This is a genomic window from Pseudooceanicola pacificus, assembly GCF_009789075.1.
Taxonomy (GTDB): domain Bacteria; phylum Pseudomonadota; class Alphaproteobacteria; order Rhodobacterales; family Rhodobacteraceae; genus Pseudooceanicola; species Pseudooceanicola pacificus.
Map to the genome: position 1 here is coordinate 247,401 of NZ_WNXQ01000005.1, position 19,876 is coordinate 267,276.

The 19,876-nt window shown below is 68.5% G+C and carries 13 protein-coding genes; 8 read left to right on the forward strand and 5 right to left on the reverse strand.

Annotation, left to right across the window (positions count from 1 at the left end):
• Positions 1 to 65 precede the first annotated feature (65 nt).
• The 6 genes from GLS40_RS11265 (at position 66) to GLS40_RS11290 (ending at position 9,410) form a co-directional block, all read left to right on the forward strand.
• Positions 66 to 1,148, forward strand: coding sequence for an ABC transporter permease (locus GLS40_RS11265; RefSeq protein WP_160382820.1), 1,083 nt, complete (start codon positions 66 to 68; stop codon positions 1,146 to 1,148).
• A gap of 26 nt (positions 1,149 to 1,174) precedes the next feature.
• Positions 1,175 to 2,857 (forward strand): ABC transporter ATP-binding protein, encoded by a 1,683-nt coding sequence (locus GLS40_RS11270; protein ID WP_160382821.1) that lies wholly within the window; start codon positions 1,175 to 1,177, stop codon positions 2,855 to 2,857.
• A 67-nt stretch (positions 2,858 to 2,924) separates the two neighbouring features.
• Positions 2,925 to 5,363, forward strand: coding sequence for a nitrite reductase large subunit NirB (gene nirB, locus GLS40_RS11275; protein WP_160382822.1), 2,439 nt, complete (start codon positions 2,925 to 2,927; stop codon positions 5,361 to 5,363).
• On the forward strand, positions 5,360 to 5,692 hold the full coding sequence (gene nirD, locus GLS40_RS11280; RefSeq protein ID WP_160382823.1) for a nitrite reductase small subunit NirD: 333 nt from the start codon (positions 5,360 to 5,362) through the stop codon (positions 5,690 to 5,692). The genes nirB and nirD overlap by 4 nt, the downstream gene beginning before the upstream one ends.
• On the forward strand, positions 5,692 to 8,445 hold the full coding sequence (locus GLS40_RS11285) for a nitrate reductase (RefSeq protein WP_160382824.1): 2,754 nt from the start codon (positions 5,692 to 5,694) through the stop codon (positions 8,443 to 8,445). Before nirD ends, GLS40_RS11285 begins: the two co-directional genes overlap by 1 nt.
• Positions 8,442 to 9,410, forward strand: a complete 969-nt coding sequence (locus tag GLS40_RS11290) for a glycosyl transferase family protein (RefSeq protein ID WP_160382825.1) — start codon at positions 8,442 to 8,444, stop codon at positions 9,408 to 9,410. Before GLS40_RS11285 ends, GLS40_RS11290 begins: the two co-directional genes overlap by 4 nt.
• 182 nt (positions 9,411 to 9,592) lie before the next feature.
• Here the strand turns inward: GLS40_RS11290 and GLS40_RS11295 are convergent, their stop codons facing one another.
• Positions 9,593 to 10,486: an AEC family transporter gene (locus tag GLS40_RS11295; protein WP_160382826.1), complete on the reverse strand. Its 894-nt coding sequence runs from the start codon at positions 10,484 to 10,486 to the stop codon at positions 9,593 to 9,595.
• A gap of 372 nt (positions 10,487 to 10,858) precedes the next feature.
• On the opposite strand from GLS40_RS11295, the gene GLS40_RS11300 reads away from it, so the two are divergent.
• Entirely contained in the window at positions 10,859 to 12,658 is a 1,800-nt protein-coding gene (locus GLS40_RS11300) for an ABC transporter ATP-binding protein (RefSeq protein WP_160382827.1), read from the forward strand.
• Positions 12,659 to 12,968: 310 nt separating this feature from the next.
• Here the strand turns inward: GLS40_RS11300 and rimK are convergent, their stop codons facing one another.
• The 3 genes from rimK to GLS40_RS11315 form a co-directional block, all read right to left on the reverse strand.
• Entirely contained in the window at positions 12,969 to 14,384 is a 1,416-nt protein-coding gene (gene rimK / locus GLS40_RS11305; protein WP_160382828.1) for a 30S ribosomal protein S6--L-glutamate ligase, read from the reverse strand.
• Positions 14,385 to 14,644: 260 nt separating this feature from the next.
• On the reverse strand, positions 14,645 to 15,154 hold the full coding sequence (locus GLS40_RS11310) for a GNAT family N-acetyltransferase (protein WP_160382829.1): 510 nt from the start codon (positions 15,152 to 15,154) through the stop codon (positions 14,645 to 14,647).
• The gene (locus tag GLS40_RS11315; RefSeq protein WP_160382830.1) at positions 15,151 to 16,245 is read right to left on the reverse strand and encodes an AI-2E family transporter; all 1,095 of its coding nucleotides are present in this window, start codon (positions 16,243 to 16,245) and stop codon (positions 15,151 to 15,153) included. The genes GLS40_RS11310 and GLS40_RS11315 overlap by 4 nt, the downstream gene beginning before the upstream one ends.
• Before the next feature lie 139 nt (positions 16,246 to 16,384).
• Between GLS40_RS11315 and tgt the strand changes: the two genes are divergently transcribed.
• Positions 16,385 to 17,515: a tRNA guanosine(34) transglycosylase Tgt gene (gene tgt, locus GLS40_RS11320; protein WP_160382831.1), complete on the forward strand. Its 1,131-nt coding sequence runs from the start codon at positions 16,385 to 16,387 to the stop codon at positions 17,513 to 17,515.
• A 226-nt stretch (positions 17,516 to 17,741) separates the two neighbouring features.
• Here tgt and GLS40_RS11325 read toward each other — a convergent pair whose 3' ends face one another.
• Entirely contained in the window at positions 17,742 to 19,850 is a 2,109-nt protein-coding gene (locus tag GLS40_RS11325) for a hypothetical protein (protein ID WP_160382832.1), read from the reverse strand.
• Between the last annotated feature and the right edge of the window lie 26 nt (positions 19,851 to 19,876).

Consider the following 19,876-nt stretch of genomic DNA (forward strand, 5'->3'; position numbering starts at 1 on the left):
TGATGCGCCACCGTCCCGCCCCCCCCCCGCAAACCGACGCGACACCGTTTCAAAGGAATGACCCCATGACGACCGTCGATCCAGATTTCGTCCGCGATCAGGCCCGCGAGGCGCGCCGCGCCCGGCTGTTCACCCGCATCAACGCCGCCGACAAGTGGTTCAACGTGCTGGGCCTGGCCTGGCTGACCCCGTTGCTCAAGGCCGCCGCCGGCGACAACCCCCGCGCCCAGATGAAGGATGTCTGGCGCCTGCTGGGCGTGCCGCTGCTGGCCATCGCGCTGTTCCTGGCGCTCTGGGCGAACCTCGCCCCCCGGGTTCAGACCTCGCTGGGCGCCATTCCCGGCCCCGTCGCCGTCTGGCAGGAGGCCGTGACCCTGCACGAGGACGCTGTCCAGAAGGCGGAAAAGGCGGCCGATTTCCAGGCCCGCGTCGACAAGCGCAACGCCCGGCTGATCGAGCAGGGCAAGGCCGACGAGGTCAAGGACATCGCCTATACCGGCGCGCCCTCCTATTACGACCAGATCGGCACCTCGATCTTCACCGTGTTCTTCGGCTTTCTGCTGGCCTCGGCCGTGGCGATCCCGCTGGGCATCGCGGCCGGTCTTTCGGTCACCGCAAATGCCGCGCTGAACCCGCTGATCCAGATCTTCAAACCCGTCAGCCCGCTGGCCTGGCTGCCCATCGTGACCATGGTCGTCTCGGCCGTCTACACCACCAACGACGGCTTCTTTGCCAAGTCGTTCCTGGTCTCGGCGATCACCGTCACGCTCTGTTCGCTCTGGCCGACGCTGATCAACACCGCGCTTGGCGTGGCCTCGATCGACAAGGATCTGGTGAACGTGTCCAAGGTGCTGAAGATGAACACCTGGACCAAGATCACAAAGCTGGTCCTGCCCTCGGCCCTGCCGCTGATCTTCACCGGGCTGCGCCTGTCGCTGGGGGTGGGCTGGATGGTGCTGATCGCCGCCGAGATGCTGGCGCAGAACCCGGGCCTGGGCAAATTCGTCTGGGACGAGTTCCAGAACGGCTCGTCCTCTTCGCTCGCGCGGATCATGGTCGCCGTCTTCACCATCGGCATCATCGGCTTCCTGCTGGATCGCGTGATGTTCGCCCTGCAGTCGCTCTTTACCTTCTCGAACCACCGCTGAGCCGCACCAGCGCGAAAGGACATGCCATGAGCATTCTCAAGTTCGACGCCGTTTCCAAGAGCTTCGGCGCAGGCACCCACCGGGCCGACGTGCTGAAAGGGATCGACCTGGAAGTCCGGGAGGGCGAATTCCTCGTGCTCCTCGGCTTTTCCGGCACCGGCAAGACGACGCTGATCAACCTGATGGCGGGGCTGGACATGCCCTCCTCCGGCAAGGTCACCTTCAAGGGCCAGCCGATCACCGGCCCCGGCCCGGAACGCGGGGTGATCTTTCAGAACTATTCGCTGATGCCCTGGCTGACGGTGCAGGGCAATGTCCGCCTGGCCGTCGACACGGTCTTTCCGGGTATGTCCGGCAAGGAGAAGGAGGCCAGGGTCGCCCATTACGTCGGCATGGTGGGACTGAGCCACGCCGCCACCCGCCGCCCGGCGGAACTGTCCGGGGGCATGCGCCAGCGGGTCAACGTGGCCCGGGCGCTGGCGATGAACCCCGAGGTGCTGCTGCTGGACGAACCGCTGTCGGCGCTGGACGCGCTGACCCGCGCCAACCTGGCCGACGAGATCGAGCATATCTGGGAACAGGACAAGAAGACCTGCGTGCTGATCACCAACGACGTGGACGAGGCGATCCTGCTGGCCGACCGGATCATCGCGTTGAACCCGGACGGGACCCTGGGCGAAAGCTTTGCCGTTTCGATCCCGCGTCCGCGCGACCGCACGGCGATGAACCATGACGAGACCTTCAAGGCCCTGCGCGCCCGGGTGACGACCTATCTGATGGATGTCGGCATCGAGGCCAAGGCCGAAGAGACCCGCGTGCTGCCGAATGTCTCGCCGATCCACGCGGTCCCGGCGGCGGTGGCCAAGGCGCAGGAAGGGATGATCGACGACCGCTTCCTGTCCTTCGACAACCTGCACAAGATCTATGCCACGCCCAAGGGCCCGCTGACCGTGGTCGAGGATTTCAACCTCAAGCTCAACCGGGGCGAATTCATCAGCCTGATCGGCCATTCCGGCTGCGGCAAGTCCACCGTGCTGACCATGACGGCCGGTCTGAATTCGATCTCGAAAGGGGTGATCAAGCTGGACGGCTACGAGGTGCGCGGCGCCGATCCCGAACGCGCGGTGGTGTTCCAGTCGCCCTCGCTCTTCCCCTGGCTCACGGCGAAGGAGAACGTCAGTGTCGGTGTCGACCGGGTCTACCCGAAAGCATCCCGGGCCGAACGGCAGGATGTCGTTGAGTATTACCTCGAAAGGGTCGGGCTGGCTGATCATATGGATAAACCGGCCAGCGCGCTCTCCAACGGGATGAAGCAGCGGGTCGGCATCGCCCGGGCCTTTGCGCTCAGCCCCAAGCTGCTGCTGCTGGATGAACCCTTCGGCATGCTCGACAGCCTCACCCGGTGGGAGCTGCAGGAGGTGCTGATGGAGGTCTGGTCGCGCACCAAGGTCACCGCCGTCTGCGTCACCCATGACGTGGACGAGGCGATCCTGCTGGCCGACCGCGTGGTGATGATGACCAACGGGCCGCAGGCCACCATCGGCAAGGTCGTCGATGTCGACCTGCCGCGCCCGCGCACCCGCAAGGCGCTGCTGGAGCATCCCGATTACTACAACTACCGCCAGCAAGTGCTCGATTTCCTTGAGGAATACGAGCATGGCGCCAAGCCGAAACCCAAGCCCGCGCCGCAGGCCCTTGCGGCGGAATGAGGGGCAGGGGCCGGTGCTGCCGGGGCGCATCCCGCGGCTGGCCCATCACCGAAACGGAGTATGGAAGATGACCAAGAAACTTGTCGTCATCGGCGCCGGAATGGCGTCGGGCCGCGCGCTGGAGCATCTGTTCGAAACGGATGCCGGTGCTTATGACGTGACGCTCTTCAACGCCGAGCCGCGCGGGAACTACAACCGCCTGATGCTGTCTCCGGTGCTGTCGGGCGAAAAGACCTATGAGCAGATCGTGACACATGACGATCGGTGGTACGCCGAGCACAACGTCACCTGCCGGTTCGGCGAAAAGGTCGCGCGGATCGACCGGGCCCGCAAGGTGGTGGTCGGCGAGAAGGGCGAAGTGCCCTATGACAAGCTGCTGATCGCGACCGGGTCGACCCCCTTCATGATCCCGCTGCCGGGCCATGATCTGGACGGCGTGATCGCCTATCGCGATCTCGAAGACACCGAGCGGATGATCGGCCTTGGCGCCACCCCGGGGGCAAAGGCCGTGGTGATCGGCGGCGGCCTGCTGGGGCTGGAAGCCGCCGCCGGCATGGCCGCGCGCGGGGTCGAGGTGACCGTCGTGCACATCATGGGCCATCTGATGGAACGCCAGCTGGACGAGGCCGCCGGCTACCTGCTGCGCAAGGCGCTGGTCGACAAGGGCATCCATGTCCGCTGCTCGGCCAATTCCCGGCAGATCCTCGGCGACGGCACGGGCCATGTCCGTGCCCTGCTGCTGGATGACGGGACCGAACTGCCCTGCGACCTGCTGGTCATGGCGGTAGGTATCCGCCCCAGCGTGGCCCTGGCGAAAGAGGCCGGGCTGGAGGTCGCGCGCGGTGTCACGGTGGACGATCACATGGTCACCTCGGACCCCGACGTGCTGGCGCTTGGCGAATGCGTGGAACACAACGGCGCGCTCTTCGGGCTGGTCGCGCCGCTTTACGATCAGGCCAGGGTGGTGGCCAGGACGCTGCTTGAGGACACCGCGCATTTCGTGGCGCGCGAGGTGTCGACCAAGCTGAAGGTGACGGGCTGCGATCTGTTCTCGGCCGGGGATTTCGCCGAGGGCGAGGGCCGCGAGGACATCGTGTTCCGCGACCCGGCACGCGGTGTCTACAAGCGCCTCGTGCTGGAAGGGAACCGCATCGTCGGCGCGGTGATGTATGGCGACACCGCCGACGGCAACTGGTTCTACGGCCTGATGAAGGACGGCGAGGACGTGTCGGGGATGCGCGACACGCTGATCTTCGGCCCGGCCTATCAGGGGGGGGCCGCGGCGGACCCTATGGCGGCCGTTGCAGCCTTACCGGCTGACGCAGAGATCTGCGGCTGCAACGGCGTGTGCAAGGGCCGGATCGTCGAGGCCATCCAGGGCGGCGCGGGCACTTTGGATGCGGTGCGCGCGCAGACCAAGGCCAGCAATTCCTGCGGGACCTGCACCGGGCTGGTTGAGCAGGTGCTGGCGGTGACGCTGGGCGACGATTTTGTCATGCCCGCCGCCAAATCCGTCTGCGGCTGCACCGATCTGACGCATGAGGACCTCCGCCGTCTGATCAAGTTGCAAGAGCTGAAATCCCAGCCCGCCGTCTGGCAGGAGCTGGGCTGGACAACGCCCAACGGCTGTCATGTCTGCCGCCCGGCGGTGAATTTCTACCTGCTGGCGGACTGGCCGCTGGACTATCAGGACGACCCGCAGTCGCGCTTCGTGAACGAACGCAATCACGCCAATATCCAGAAGGACGGCACCTATTCCGTGATGCCCCGCATGTGGGGCGGCATGACCGATCCCAAGGAGCTGATCGCCATCGCGCAGGCGGCCGAGAAATACGGCGCCGCGGTCAAGGTGACCGGCGGGCAGCGGATCGACCTGCTGGGCGTGAAGAAAGAGGACCTGCCGGGCATCTGGGCCGATCTGAACGCCGCCGGGATGGTGTCGGGCCATGCCTATTCCAAGGGCCTGCGCACGGTGAAGACCTGCGTCGGGTCCGACTGGTGCCGTTTTGGCACCCAGGACAGCACCGGGCTGGGCATCAGGCTGGAAAAGAAGCTCTGGGGGTCCTGGACGCCGCACAAGGTCAAGCTGGCGGTGTCGGGCTGCCCCCGCAACTGCGCCGAGGCGACCTGCAAGGACGTGGGCATCGTCTGCGTCGACAGCGGCTATCAGGTCGGTGTCGGCGGCGCGGCCGGCATGGATGTGAAGGAGACCGAACGCCTTGTCGACGTCAAGACCGAGGACGAGGCGATCGAATGGACCGCCGCCTTCATCCAGCTCTACCGCGAGAACGCCAAGTACCTCGACCGGCCCTACAAGTGGATCGCCAAGGTGGGGCTGGACTGGGTCAAGGCGGTGCTGGCCGATCCGGCAGAGCGCGCCGCCCTGAACGAACGTTTCGAACTCTCGCAATCCGTCTATCGCAAGGATCCCTGGGCCGAACACGTGCACAACCGCGCGGACCGCTACCAGCCGATCGCAGACATCACCCTGGAGGCCGCGGAATGAGCTGGATCGACATCGGACATATCGACGACGTGCCGCTGCGGGGCGCGCGCCTGGTCAAGACGCCCGTGGGCTGCGTGGCGGTGTTCCGCACCGCCGAGGATCAGGTCTTTGCCGCCTCCAACAGCTGCCCGCACAAGGGCGGGCCGCTGTCGGAGGGGATCGTGCATGGCACCAAGGTGACCTGCCCGCTGCACAACTGGGTCTTTTCGCTGGAAACGGGCGAGGCGCAGGGCGCCGACGCGGGCCGCATCGCGACCTATCCGGTGCGGATCGAGGGCAAGCGGATCCTGATCGACGCTGCCTCTGTCGGCAAGAAGGCGGCGGCCTGATGGACCGCCCCCTGTCCCCCGGCGCCGCCCGGCCTGCCCCCGTCCGCGCGCCGGACGGCCCGGCATCCCCGGCCGTGGCACCGCCGCGTTCCCCCCTGCCGTTGGCACGGGACGGGACGGGGGAGGGGGTCGCCGCGCCCGCCATCCGCACGACCTGCGCCTATTGCGGCGTGGGCTGCGGCGTGCTGGCCCGCCCGGACGGATCCGGGGGCATGACGGTCGAGGGGGACGCCGATCATCCCGCCAACCGCGGGCGCCTCTGTTCCAAGGGCACGGCACTGGGGGAAACGGTCGGCCTGTCCGGCCGCCTGCTGACGCCCCTGGTCGGCGGCGCCCGCGCCAGCTGGGACGAGGCGCTGGACCTCGTCGCCACCCGGTTCCGCGACACCATCGCCGAACACGGGCCGGACGGCGTGGCCTTCTACGTCTCGGGGCAATTGCTGACCGAGGATTACTATGTCGCCAACAAGCTGATGAAGGGGTTCATCGGTTCGGCGAATATCGACACGAATTCAAGGCTTTGCATGGCGTCCTCGGTCGCGGGGCACCGCCGCGCCTTTGGCACCGACACCGTGCCCGGGACCTACGAGGACCTGGAGCTGGCCGATCTCGTCGTGCTCACCGGATCGAACCTGGCCTGGTGCCACCCGGTGCTCTACCAGCGCATCGCCGCCGCCAAGGCCGCGCGGCCCGGGATGAAGGTCGTGGTGATCGACCCGCGCCGCACCGCCAGCTGCGACATCGCCGACCTGCACCTGCCGATTGCACCGGGGGGCGATGTGGCGCTGTTCAACGGGCTGCTGGTGCAGATCCTGGAACAGGGCGCGGTCGACGCGGGCTTTGCCGCCCATCTCGACGGGTTTGGCGCGGCGCTGGATGCGGCCTCGTCCGACGATCTGTCGGCTACCGGGCTGGACGGCGACCTGTTGCGCCGGTTCTATGACCTCTGGACCCGGACCGAGAAGGTGGTGACCGTCTATTCCCAGGGCGTGAACCAGTCCTCCAGCGGGACCGACAAGGTGAACGCGATCCTGAACTGCCACCTTGCCGCGGGCCGTATCGGACGGCCCGGCATGGGCCCTTTCAGCGTGACCGGCCAGCCCAATGCCATGGGCGGGCGCGAGGTCGGCGGGCTGGCCAATATGCTGGCCTGCCATATGGAGCTGGAAAATCCCGCGCACCGCGCTGCCGTGCGCGCGTTCTGGCAGGCCCCGGCCATGCCCGATGCGCCCGGGCTCAAGGCTGTCGACATGTTCCGCGCCGTGGGCGAGGGGCGGATCAGGGCGCTGTGGATCATCTGCACCAACCCCGCCGTTTCGATGCCCGATGCCGATGCGGTGCGTGCCGCCATTGCGGGTTGCGATTTCGTGGTTGTCAACGACCTGACCGCCCGGACCGACACCGCGCGGCTGGCCGATGTGCTGCTGCCCGCCACAGGCTGGGGCGAAAAGGACGGCACCGTCACCAATTCCGACCGCACCATCAGCCGCCAGCGCGCCGTGCTGCCGCCCCCGGGCGAGGCGCGCCACGACTGGGCGATCCTGGCCGAGGTGGGCCGCCGCATGGGCTGGTTCCGCGCCTTCGACTATGCCAGCCCCGCCGAGATCTTTCGCGAATATGCCACGCTGTCGGGCATCGCGGGCCGGTTCGGGCTGGATTTCGACATCTCCGGCCTTGCCGCGATGACCGACAGCGCATTCGCGGCGATGGAGCCGGTGCGCTGGCCGGTGAGCGACACCCGCCGCGGCGGGCGGTTCTTTGGCGACGGGCGGTTCTTTACCCCCTCGGGCCGGGGTCGGTTGCTGCCCGTTTCGCACCGCGCGCCCGCCGTGGCCCTGGGTGACGGGTTCGACTGGCGGCTCAACACCGGGCGCATCCGCGACCAGTGGCACACGATGACGCGCACGGCGAAATCGCCCCGCCTCAGCCGCCATCTGGCCGAACCGTTTCTTGAGGTGCATCCCGCCGATGCCTCGATGCTGGGTCTGTCCCCCGCCGGGCTGGCCGAGATCACCAGCCGTCACGGCCGCGCCGTGCTGCGCGTGCTGATCACCGACCGCCTGCGCCGGGGCGAGGTCTTTGCCCCCATGCACTGGACCGGCGAGACCGCGCCCACGGGCCGCGTCGATGCGCTGATCGCCCCGGTGGTCGATCCCGTCTCGGGCCAGCCGGAAAGCAAGGCCGCCGCCGTGGCCATCGCGCCCTTCGCGGCCAGCTGGTTCGCCTTTGCCGTCTCGGCGGGCGAACCTGTGCCCCAGGCCGATTACTGGGCGCGCGCCAGGACCGAGGGCGGCTGGCGGCTGGAGCTTGCCGGCACCCGCGCCCCCGATGACTGGGAGGCCGAGGCGCGCCGCCTGTTCGGCCTGCCCGGGGCCGAGATGCAGATGCTGAGCGACCCGCACCGGGGCATCACCCGCATGGCCTTTAGCGAAAACGGCGTGCTGAAGGCCGCGATCTTTGTCGCGCCCGAGCCGGTGGCGGTGTCGCGCGATCATCTGGCCGGTTTGCTGGGAGAGGCGGACGTGCCGGTCCTGTCGGGCCGTCCGGGGGCCGACCGCCCGGATCCCGGGCCGATCCTCTGCGCCTGCTTGAACGTGGGGGTGAACACGATCCTCGGGGCCATTTCCTCGGGTGGCGCTCTCAGTGTAGAAGCGATCGGAGAGGCCCTTGGCGCGGGCACCAACTGCGGCTCGTGCCGGCCCGAGATCGCCGCGCTTCTGGCGCGGGCAACCCTGAGGGAAGCCGCGGAATGAGCCTGTCGCCCTTCGTCCAGATCCTCGCACGCGGTCAGGGCCGCGCCCGCTCGATGACCCTGGACGAGGCGCATGCCGCGATGACCGCCATGCTGCAGGAGGATGCCGCGCCCGAGGCCATCGGCGCGATCCTGATGCTGATCCGGATGAAGGGCGAGCGGCCCGAGGAGATCGCCGGTTTCACCGCCGCCGCCCGCGCCAGCCTGGGCCACTGGCCCGGCGCGCGCCCCGCGCTCGACTGGCCCAGCTATGCCGCCGGGCGCACGCGCGGGCTGCCGTGGTTCCTGCTTTCGGCACGGCTGCTGGCCGGGGCGGGGCACGCGGTGCTGCTGCACGGCTGGAATTCGCACCAGCAGGGCCGCGCCTCGGTGCGCGCGGTGCTGCCGGGGCTGGGCATCCGCTCGGGCGCGAGCATGGCCGAGGGTTCGGCGATCCTGGAGGAGGACGGGATCGCCTATCTGCCGCTGGAGGCGATTTCGCCCCGGCTGATGGCCCTGCTGCGGCTGCGCGAGGTGCTGGGGCTGCGCTCCTGCGTGAACACGGTGCTGCGGATGCTGAACCCGGCGGGTGCGGGAACGGCGGTGCAGGGCGTGTTCCATCCGCCCTACCGCGAGCTGCAGGCCGATGCCGCGCTGTTGCTGGGGCAGGAGCGGCTGACCGTGCTGAAGGGCGGCGGCGGCGAGTTCGAGCATCACCCGGTCAAGGATATCCAGGTCTTCGGGCTGCGCGACGGGCAGGCCTGGACCGGCACCACGGGCACCGCCGCCGAGGGACGCCGCCGCCTGGCCGAGACCCAGACCGAACCCGAGGCGCTGCTGGCGCTCTGGGACGGCCGGGTGCAGGACGATTTCGCCGAGGCGGTGGTGATCAGCACCGCCGCGCTGGCGCTGGACACGCTGGGGGTGGCCGAGCCGCAGGCCGTGGCCGCGCGCCTGTGGCAGGACCGGCGGCGGAGGGCGGCCTAGGGGGCCTGTCGGTACCGACCTCTGAGTGACGGGTCTGACCTGCGGGCTGCGTCCTCTGCAGTAGGTGGGCCGGATCGGGGCTGGCCCGGTCTTGCCGACCAGGGCGCGGCGCCGCCCGTCGCGCCCCGCGGGGCGCTTGGTCAGTCAGTGCGCCACGCCAACTGCCGCACGCACGCGCGCGGTCACGTCACCAGCATCAGCCACAGCGGCAGGGTAAAGCAGCCGATCATCGTTGTCTGGGCGATCAGCGTGGCCACGATCTGCCGGTCCGCGCCAAAGACCGAGGCCAGCACATGGGATGCCGAGGCGGTCGGCAAGGCGGCAAAGACCACCAGGACCGAGGCATGCAGCGGCGACAGCCCGATGGCCCAGGTCACGAGGTAGGCCGCCCCGGGCAGGATCAGCAGTTTGATCGCGTTGATCGCCAGCATGAACGGGTCCAGCCGCATCAGCGCCCGCCAATCCAGCGCCGCCCCGATCGACAGCAGCGCGATCGGCAGGGCCGAAACGGCCAGATGCTCCAGCGGCGCGCGGACCAGGTGGGGCAGGGTGACATCCAGGATCGACAGGGTCATCCCCCCGACGCTGGCCAGCAGGAAGGGATTCGTGACGACCTGCACCAGGGTCCGCGACAGCGACATGGCCTGCCCGCGCGACAGGGCCGAAACCGCGAGGATGTTCGCGAGCGGCACCGCCAGCCCGATGGCGATGGAGAGCAGGGCCCGCGCGCCCTCGGGCAAGGCCTGGATCGCGACGAAGCCAAGCGCGGTGTTGAACCGCCACGCCGTTTGCCAGGTGCCCGCGAAATCGAGGAACCGCTCGGGCCCGAGGGGGCGGACCAGCCAGGCGAGCCCCATGCCCAGCAGGATGATCGACCAGACGCCCAGCCCGATGGTCAGCAGATCGGCGGCGGCGGGTTGCCGCCCGAGGGCCGAAATGAAGATCAGCGAGGGAAAGAGAATCATGTAGTTCAGCCGGTCGATTCCGACCCAGGCGGCCTCGGCCACGCCCTTTTTCAGCAGGCGCCCCAGAACGATGAGGATGAAATCCGGCAACAGGGAGATGAGGACGCTCATGGGCGGGGCCTTGTAGCGGGGGCGCGGCAGGGGGCTGGCACCGGGGAAAGAAGGATCCGGATCGAAACCTGCCCGGCGCGCCCGGGATATCCCGCCGGCCCGGCGCCTGCAACGCCCGGCGGCGCGGTCCGGGGCGCCGCGGACCGGCGCGATCCGGGACGCCTGTCCCGCGTCACCGCGCGGACCGGCCCGGCGGGTGACGGCACGGCGTCCGGCCCGTGCGGTTGACATCTTCTGCCGCCTGCCCATCTGGGACCGGATGACGCGGCCCGGCGGCAAATCCGCCCGGGGCACAGACGCGACCGTGACAACGCCGGCCGGGCAGGCTATCCATCCGCCGGACGAGGCGGCAGGCAAGAGGCTCACCACCACATGGGATTGAACCCCTTCAAGAAACGCGAGCCCAAGGACAAGCGTCCGCTCTTTACCGAGAAGGACCGCGCCAACATCAGCTGGTTCTGGCACGGCTATCTCAAGCAGAAGACGCCGTGGCTGTTCCTTGTGCTGGGCATGGTCATGATCCAGGGCCTGGTCTATCAGCAGTTCCTGCGCCTGACCGAGGACGGCCTGCGGGTCATCTTCGACAGCGGCCAGAAGACCGAACTGATCAAGGTCTGCATCATCGTCTTCGGGCTGTTCGCCGTGCGCGGGCTGATGTCCTACCTCGTGCCGCGCCTGTCGGTCTGGCTGGCCTCGGATGCGGTGCTCAAGCTGCGGCGCGACCTGATCCAGCACCTGATGACGCTGGACCTGGCGTATTTCGAGCGCACGAATTCGGGCGAGATCATCCTGCGGATGGTCAACCAGGCGCAGGACCTCAGCGATTTCGTCGGCCAGCAGACGGTCAACGCGGTGCGCGATGCGGCGACGGTGATCATCGTCTCGGGCTATCTGATCTACAAGTCGCCGATCCTGTTCTCGACCGCCGTAATCGTGCTGCCGGCGATCTTCTTCATCATGCAGAGCGTGTCGGACCGTATCAAGACGGTGCAGCGCTCGGCGGAAAACGCGCTTGGCAACTACATGACGGGCATCGAGGAGATGTCGAACGGCATGCGCACGGTCAAGATCTCGGGCCAGGAAGAGAACGAGAAACACCGCCTGCGCAAGGCGACGGTCGAGATCAAGTCGCTGTCGATCCGGCTGCAGGCGGCGCAGGCGCTGGTCGCGCCCTCGATCGACCTCAGCTCGGCCTTTGTCTACGTTCTGGTGATCGGCGGCGGCGGGTACCTCGCGCTCGACCCGGAAAGCGGGCTGGACGGGGCGGGGATCATCGCCTTCCTGCTGGGCATCGTGCTGGTGTTTGACCCGGCGCGGCTGCTGGCGCAGTTCTTCACCCGTCTGCAGGCCAACCTGATCATCCTGGATTCGGTCTATTCCCTGTTCGAGCAGAAGCCGAGCGTCACCGATTCGCCCGATGCGAGCGACGAGTTCGATCCCCAGGCGGATATCACGCTGAACAACGTCGCCTTCCACTACAGCCCCTCGGCGCCGCTGTTCCACGATCTGGACATGACCATCGCCGGAGGCAAACGGACAGCCATCGTGGGCGCGACCGGGTCGGGCAAGACCACGGTGCTCAGCCTGCTGACCCGCCTCTACAACGTCGAAAAGGGCGAGATCCGCATCGGCGGCAAGCCGATCAACTCGCTCAAGGTCAAGTCGCTGCGCAGCGCGTTTTCCGTGGTGGCGCAGGATATCGTGATCTTCAACTCCTCGATCTGGGAGAATATCCGCTACGTCCGCCCCGAAGCCACGGACGAGCAGATCTGGGCCGCCGCCGAGGCCGCCGAGATCGCCGAGCTGATCCGCGCCCGGGGCGACGCGCCGCTGGGGCCGAAGGGCAGCCAGCTCTCGGGCGGGCAGAAGCAGCGGATCGCCATCGCGCGCGCCCTGCTGCGCGGCGCGCCGATCCTGCTGCTGGACGAGGCGACATCGGCGCTGGACCAGAAGACCGAGGAGAAGATCCAGAAATCCCTGGGCATCGTCTCGGAGGGCAAGACGACGATCATCGTCGCGCACCGGCTGTCGTCGGTCGTGGGGGCGGACTGGATCTACGTCATGGATGCCGGGACCATCGTCGAGCAGGGGACCCATGCGGATCTGATGGCCCAGCAGGGGCTCTATGCCGGCATGTTCCAGGCGCAGAAGAAGAGCTACGGCGACGACTGACCGCCGCGCCCCGCCGCAGGGCGGGGCCGGGTCCGCCGATGCCCCGTCCAGCCGGTTCCCGGGAGTGCGCTTTGGTTCCGTAGAGTGCGCCTCCGGCCCCGTGGGGGCGGTCGTTCCCGGCAACTGACGCCATGCCCCCGGGCTGCACGGCCGGACCCGGGATCGCGCCGGGACAGGGGGCCCGCACACCGGACCCCGGGACTGCACGAGGGTCCAGTGGACTGCGCGCCGGCCCCCGGGACTGCACGCCGGGTCTTGCCTCACGCGACAGCGCCCCGGACGCCCCCGCCGCCAGCGGCCTCTCCGGGTGTCATTCGCCCGGCGCGGCGACCTCTCCGCCCTTGCGGCGGCGCACGGGGGCGGGGCGGGCGCGCAGCTCGATCTCGTCATAGAGGCGCGAGACGACATCCTTGCCGCTGGCCTTCTCGATCCCTTCGAACCCGGGGGAGGAGTTGACCTCCAGCACCTTCGGCCCGCTGTCGGAGCGCAGCAGGTCCACCCCGGCCATGTTCAGGCCAAAGGCGCGGGCGGCGCGCAGCGCGGTGTCGCGTTCTTCCTTGGTGACGCGCACCGATGTCGCCTCGCCCCCCTGATGCAGGTTCGAGCGGAATTCGCCGGGCCGGGCCGTGCGCTTCATCGAGGCGACGACGCGGTTGCCGATGACGAGGCAGCGAATGTCCTCTCCCGCCGCCTCCTTGACGAACTGCTGGACGAGAAAGTTCGCCTTGAGCCCGCGAAAGGCCGAGATCACCGAATCCGCCGCCTTGGCGGTTTCGGCCAGCACCACGCCCTTGCCCTGGGTGCTTTCCAGCAGCTTGACGATCAGCGGCGCCTTGCCCACCAGCCCGATCAGGTTCTCGGTATCCTTGGGCGAATTGGCAAAGGCCGTGACCGGCATGCCGATCTTGTGCCGCGCCAGCACCTGATGCGCATGCAGCTTGTCGCGCGAGGCGGTGATCCCGGCAGAGCCGTTCACGCAATAGGTGCCGATGGTTTCGAACTGCCGGATCAGCGCGGTGCCATAGGGCGTGATCGACGCCCCGATGCGCGGCACGACGGCGTCGTAGCGGGGCAGGCGCTGGCCGTCATAATGGATTTCCGGGGCCAGCGCGTTGATCGCCATGTAGCAGCGGGCGGTGTCGATCACCTCGACCGTATGGCCCCGGCTTTCGCCCTCGTCGACGATGCGGCGGGTGGAATAGTTGTTCTCGCGGCTGAGGACGGCGACACGCAGCGCCCGGTTCGGCGCGGCCTGGCGGACGGTGGCGGAATGGTAGACGTCATAGCTGAGCTCGGGCTGGCAGAAGCGCTCCCACGGGACCACGGTGGCGCGTTCGGCCAGCGCCTGCCGCCCCAGCAGCATATGCGAGGTCATGCCGCGCCGGTCGGTCAGGGTGACCTCGATGGGCCAGGCCTCGCCGCCGATCTCCATCCGGGTGCGGATCACGTAGCGCAACTCGCTGTCGCCGTTGGAGGACGTCACCTCGCGCCGGTCCAGCACCTCTGCCGAACAGGGGATCACCAGATCGTGGCGGGCCGGGATCGGGTGCACGGTGAACCGCACGCGCGGTCTGGCAGAGGGGCCGAAGGTCTCGATATGGGTGGCATGCAGGGCCGAGGTCTTGGCGCCGGTGTCCACCTTGGCCCGCAGGGCCGGCAGGCCGAGGTCGGGCAGGGACAGCCATTCCTCCCAGCCGAGGTTGAGCGGTGTGGGGGTATCGGTCATGGGGGCAGTCTCCGCGAGAATCGGGGTGGCGGGGAAGGGTCTACAGACCGGATGTGACCAGGATGTTCCAGCCCCCCGGTCAGGGTGCCGCAATCGGGCGGCGGGTTGGGTAATAGCTCCCCCGTCAGCGTGCCGCAGACCGGCAAGGGGCTGGGGCGCTGCGCCCCGGTCAGGGTGCGGCAATCCGTCGGTGGGCTGGGGGAATGCGCCCCGCCCCGGATCGCTGCCGGCCCCCCGCTCGCCGCAGGCCGCCGCGATGGTCAGAACGCCCAGGTCATCATCACGTTCTCGGACCGCCAGAGCGGACCCGGGTCGGAAAACCTCGCCGTCTCGACCCCGCCCATCCGGGTGTAGAAGGCCCGCGCCCCGGCATTCTGGCGCACGACGACCAGCGCCGCGCCGGGATAGCCCCCGGCCCTCAGCTGTTCGATCCCGTGGCTCAGCAGCCGTGTGCCCAGACCGGACCGGCGGGCCCGCGCGGCGATGTAGAGGTGCTTGACCTCGCCCCGCTCGCCCATCTGGTCATAGCCCGCCGGGCCGATGGTGACGAACCCGGCCAGCCCCGCGTCATCCAGCGCAAGGGTCGCGCCGGTGCCGTCGGTGCGGGTCAGCAGGCCGGTCCACTGGCGCAGCCGCATCGGCAGGTCGAGCGCCTCCAGCGCCTCGGGCGGGGCAAGCTCGCCATAGGTTTCGCGCCAGATGGTCAGATGCAGGGCGGCCACCTCGGCCGCGTCGGCGGGCGTGGCGGGGCGCAGCGCGTGCGCGGTCATTCCGCGGCTTTCCTGGCATCCGGCGGTGGCCTGCGTTCGCGCGATGGCATGTCGACCCGTTCCGCCAGCAGGATGGCGACAAAGCGCGTCGCCTCGAACCGCGACAGGATGATCGCCACGATCGAGGTCAGCGGGATGGCCAGGATCGCCCCCGGTATGCCCCAGAGCGAGGACCAGAACGACAGCGCCGTCAGCACCACGAAGGGCGACAGGTTCAGCTGCCGGCCCACCAGGCGCGGGTCGAGCACGCCGCCCACGGTCATCTGCGCCCCGGTCAGCAGCACCGTCAGCGCCGCCGAAGTGGGGATCGAGCCGAACTGCGCCAGCGACAGGACCGAGGGGAACAGAACGCCAAGCAGCGAGCCGACGTAGGGGATGTAGTTCAACAACCCGATCACGATGGCCCAGAACAGGGCGAAATCCACGTTGAACGACCACAGGATCACCCAGGACACCACGCCGAGTATCAGGTTCACCAGTGTCTTGACCGCCAGATAGTCGCCGATCTTGCGGTTGATGTCGGTCACCGCCTGGATGGTCTGGGCGGCGGAGTCCTCGTTCGCCAGGGCGGCGCTGAGCTTGCGCATGAAGACGGTGCGTTCGCTCATCATGAAGGCGGCATAGACGATGACCAGAAAGATCGTGGCGCCGAACGCGGTGAAGCCGCCGAGGATCGACAGGGTCAGGCTCTGCAGGTTGATCCGGTCGATGGTCATGCTGCGGATTTCCTGCCACAGCTCGGCGCTGTCCAGATCGTAGCGGTCGGCGATGCGTTCCAGCATGGCGATCAGGTTGGCCTGGTACTTGGGCAGCACCGCGACGATGTCGGTGATGGTCGAGGTCACCACCAGCGCCAGCACCACCACCGCCAGGGAAAAGGCGATCAGCACGACCGAGCGCAGGATCAGCGTGGGCAGGTGGCGCAGCACCGGCTGGCGGCGCAGCGCCTCGGTCGCCGAGCCCATGACATAGACCGAGATGGCCGCCGTCACGATGGGCAGCAGGATCGGCCGCCCCACGACCAGAAGCCAGCCCAGGGCCATGACAAGGATCACGGCCAGAACCAGAGTGACGAGCGGCGCGTCCTTCATGATGCGATTTTCCCCGGGCGACGACGGCGCAAACCATCCCCCGGGCGGCCCCCCGGGTCAAGGCGGGCGGATGTCGCGCCCCTTGGCAATTCCGCGTGAAGACCGTTAAAGAAGCGCGGATTTATCTGAAAGGCGGATCATGACGGATCGGGTCTCGTTCGAGCTGAAGGCGGTGGACGGCCGCGCGCGCACCGGGGTGATCCGCACGCCACGCGGCGATATCCGCACGCCCGCCTTTATGCCCGTGGGCACGGCGGCGACGGTCAAGGCGATGCTGCCCGAAAGCGTGCGCGCCACCGGGGCCGATATCCTGCTGGGCAACACCTATCACCTGATGCTGCGCCCCGGCGCCGAGCGGGTCGAAAGGCTGGGCGGGCTGCACCGGTTCATGAACTGGGAGCGCCCGATCCTGACCGATTCCGGCGGCTTTCAGGTGATGAGCCTGGCCGAGCTGCGCAAACTGACCGAAGAGGGCGTGACCTTCCGCAGCCATGTCGACGGGTCCAAGCATTTCCTGTCGCCCGAGACCTCGATGCAGATCCAGCGCCAGCTGGGGTCGGACATCGTGATGTGTTTCGACGAATGCCCCGCGCTTCCGGCGGATGAGGCGCGGGTGGCCGAATCCATGCGCCTGTCGATGCGGTGGGCCGCCCGCTCGCGCGAGGCCTTTGGCGACCGGCCGGGTCATGCGCTTTTCGGCATCCAGCAGGGCGGGGTGACCGAGGCGCTGCGCGGCGAAAGCGCCGAGGCGCTGAAGGCTATCGGCTTTGACGGCTACGCCATCGGCGGTCTGGCCGTGGGCGAGGGGCAGGAGGCGATGTTCGGCGTGCTCGACTATGCGCCCGGCATGCTGCCCGAGGACCGGCCGCGCTATCTGATGGGCGTGGGCAAGCCCGACGACATCGTCGGCGCGGTCAAGCGCGGGGTCGACATGATGGATTGCGTGCTGCCCTCGCGCTCCGGCCGGACGGGGCAGGCCTGGACGCGGCGCGGGCAGGTGAACATCAAGAACGCCCGCCACGCCGACGATCCCCGCCCGCTGGACGAGGACTGCACCTGCCCGGCCTGCAGCGGCTATTCCCGCGCCTATCTGCACCATGTCTTCCGCGCCGGAGAGATGATCTCGGGGATGCTGCTGACCTGGCACAACCTGCATTACTTCCAGCAGATCATGCAGGGCATGCGCGCGGCCATCGCCGCCGGCACTTTCGCCGCCTGGGAGGCCGATTTCCACGCCACCCGCGCCGCCGGGGATATCGAGCCGGTCTGACCGGGCAGGCGGCCTGAACGGCCCCTCCGCACTGCTCTGGCACCGCATGGGGGACCAGCCACCGCCCGCACCGCATCACGGCCCCGCATGGCGCACTTCGGCCCCGGATGGCGCACCACGGCCCCGGATGGCGCGCCACCGCCCCCCGCATCTGCCACGCCCCGGCCTTGCGCCGGGGCCCCGCCGCGGAACCCTCGACCCCGGCCCCCGGGCCGCCGCCGGAAGGTCAGAGCTTCGGCGCCTTCGGCTTTGCCGCCCCCTCCAGGCGCTGGATATGCCTTCGCTCGATCATGTCGAAATCGGCGATCAGTGTGGCCACCGCGCCCTCGCGAAAATCGACCCGGACCGAGGCCGGGCAGTCCCGCAAGCGGCCCGGCGCGGCCGCGTTGTAGCGCAGGCTGATCGCGCTGCGCCCGACCACCGCCTTGTGCAGGTCGGTCGCGACCCCGGCAAAGGCCATCGGCCCGGCACGGTTCGTCGGGTTCAAGGTGCATGTCGCCTCGGCCGACATGGCAAGCCCGGGCTCGTCTTCCCAGGTGCTGCCGGCGGGCAGGGCGAGGCCCCAATCGGCATATTTCTCCTTGAACGCCTGCCACAGATCCCTGGTCGGTTCGGCCGCGATGGTCCGGGCGGCGGCCATCAGCTGGCTGTCCTGCCCTGGTCCGTCAAAGGCCAGGATCACCAGCGACCCGTCCCCGGCGATGTAATGCACGGTGTCGCGCAGCATCTCCAGATCATCGTTCACCGGCGGCAGGTATTCGGCCCGCACGGGGCCAAGCGCGTCGGCCAGGGCGGCCAGCGCCTCGGCCCGCGTCATATGTAGCCGGATGCCGACGATATCGGGCGGAATCGCCGCCGCCGCTGCCGGTGCCGCTGCGGCCGCTGCGGTTGCCTTTGCCGCGGCCTGCTCGGCGCGCTTCGCGGTTTCGGCGGCATTGCGCTCTTCTTCAGCGCGGGCCTTGGCCGCCTGCGCCGCCTGTTCGGCGCGACCCACCTGCTGTTCCAGCAGGGCCATACGGCGCGCGCGCTCGCGGTTCAGCTCTTCGGCGGTCAGGTCGGCGGCCTCCACAGCCTCGGCAAAGCCGGCGAGGCGGCGCAGCACGGTGCCGGGGGTGTACTCCTCTTTCGACGGCAGATCGGCCTGGTCTTCCAGGTCGCGCAGATCCAGCGTGTAGTCGAGCGCCGCTTCGCGTTCCGGGGACAGGCGGCCATTTGCAAGCGCCTGTGCGGCGCCTTCACTCATCGGGCAGAAGTGCGCGACGGTCATCCGCCCGACCTCGGGGCTGAGCGAGGCCGCCGTGGCGGCAAAGCTCGGCCTGCGCCCCAGCCAGAACAGGTAACGTTCGATGCCGGAGGCGCGCGTGCCGTAATCGCATTGCAGGATTGTCTCGCCGATATGCCGATCCGCCCGCATGCCGTGTTCTTCGGCCTTGAGCTTGTCGCAGGCGCGCGCGTGCTCGGGTTTCACGTTCCGCCCCGAGCATTTGCTGGCCAGGTCGCGTGAAATGCCCAGGTTGAAGCGGGTATATTCGGCCCGCTGCAGGAAGCTGCCACCCTGGCGGTCGAACCGGTAGGCGACGAAACGGCGCTGCCAGTTCTTGTCCATATACGCGCGCATCTGCCAGCTCTTGGCGACGCGGGGCGTGACCTCGGGGGACGAGACGCCGTAGTCGACTTCAAGATACCAGCCGGCATCGTTGACCTCGGGGATCGCGATACCGGCCTTGCGCAGTTCCAGCACGGTCAGGCGGTCCTGCAGGCCGGCCATGTCGCCTTCGCCGCAGAACGCGACCAGCCTGTCGATCTCCTTGCAGGCGGCAAAGCTGCGGCCCGCGTCGATGGCGGCCTGCGAACATTGCATCCACTGGTCGAAGATGCCTTTGCACATCGGTGTCGTGTCTTCCAGCCAGGCTGGCCTGGGCTGTTTGGACAGGTCGATGCGGTCCCTCCGGCCGGTGGCCTGCAATCCGCTGAAACTGCCCGGGTTCTCGACCCCGAGGAACCGCATCACATTGGCGTCGTAGCCCATCCCGGCCAGCACGGATCCGGTGAACTGCTGAAAGCTCTGTTGCGTCTGCTGCCAGCCCGCCAGCTCGGATTCCAGCTGCGTCCGGTCGCATCCACGACATTTGTCCAACTCACCCTTCAGGCGCGTTATCTCGGCCTTCCACATGGCGGTTTCGGCCTGCAGCTTCTGGTAGGACCGGATGCCGTCGCTCGCGGCGCTGGACATTTCGGACCAGAAACCCAGCTCGACCAGCGGATCGACGGCAAGGGCGGGCAGAGGGGCGAGGCCGGCCAGAACGGCCGCAAGGAAGGTTCGGACTATGCGCATCGGGACTGTCCCTGTCGGAAGCATCA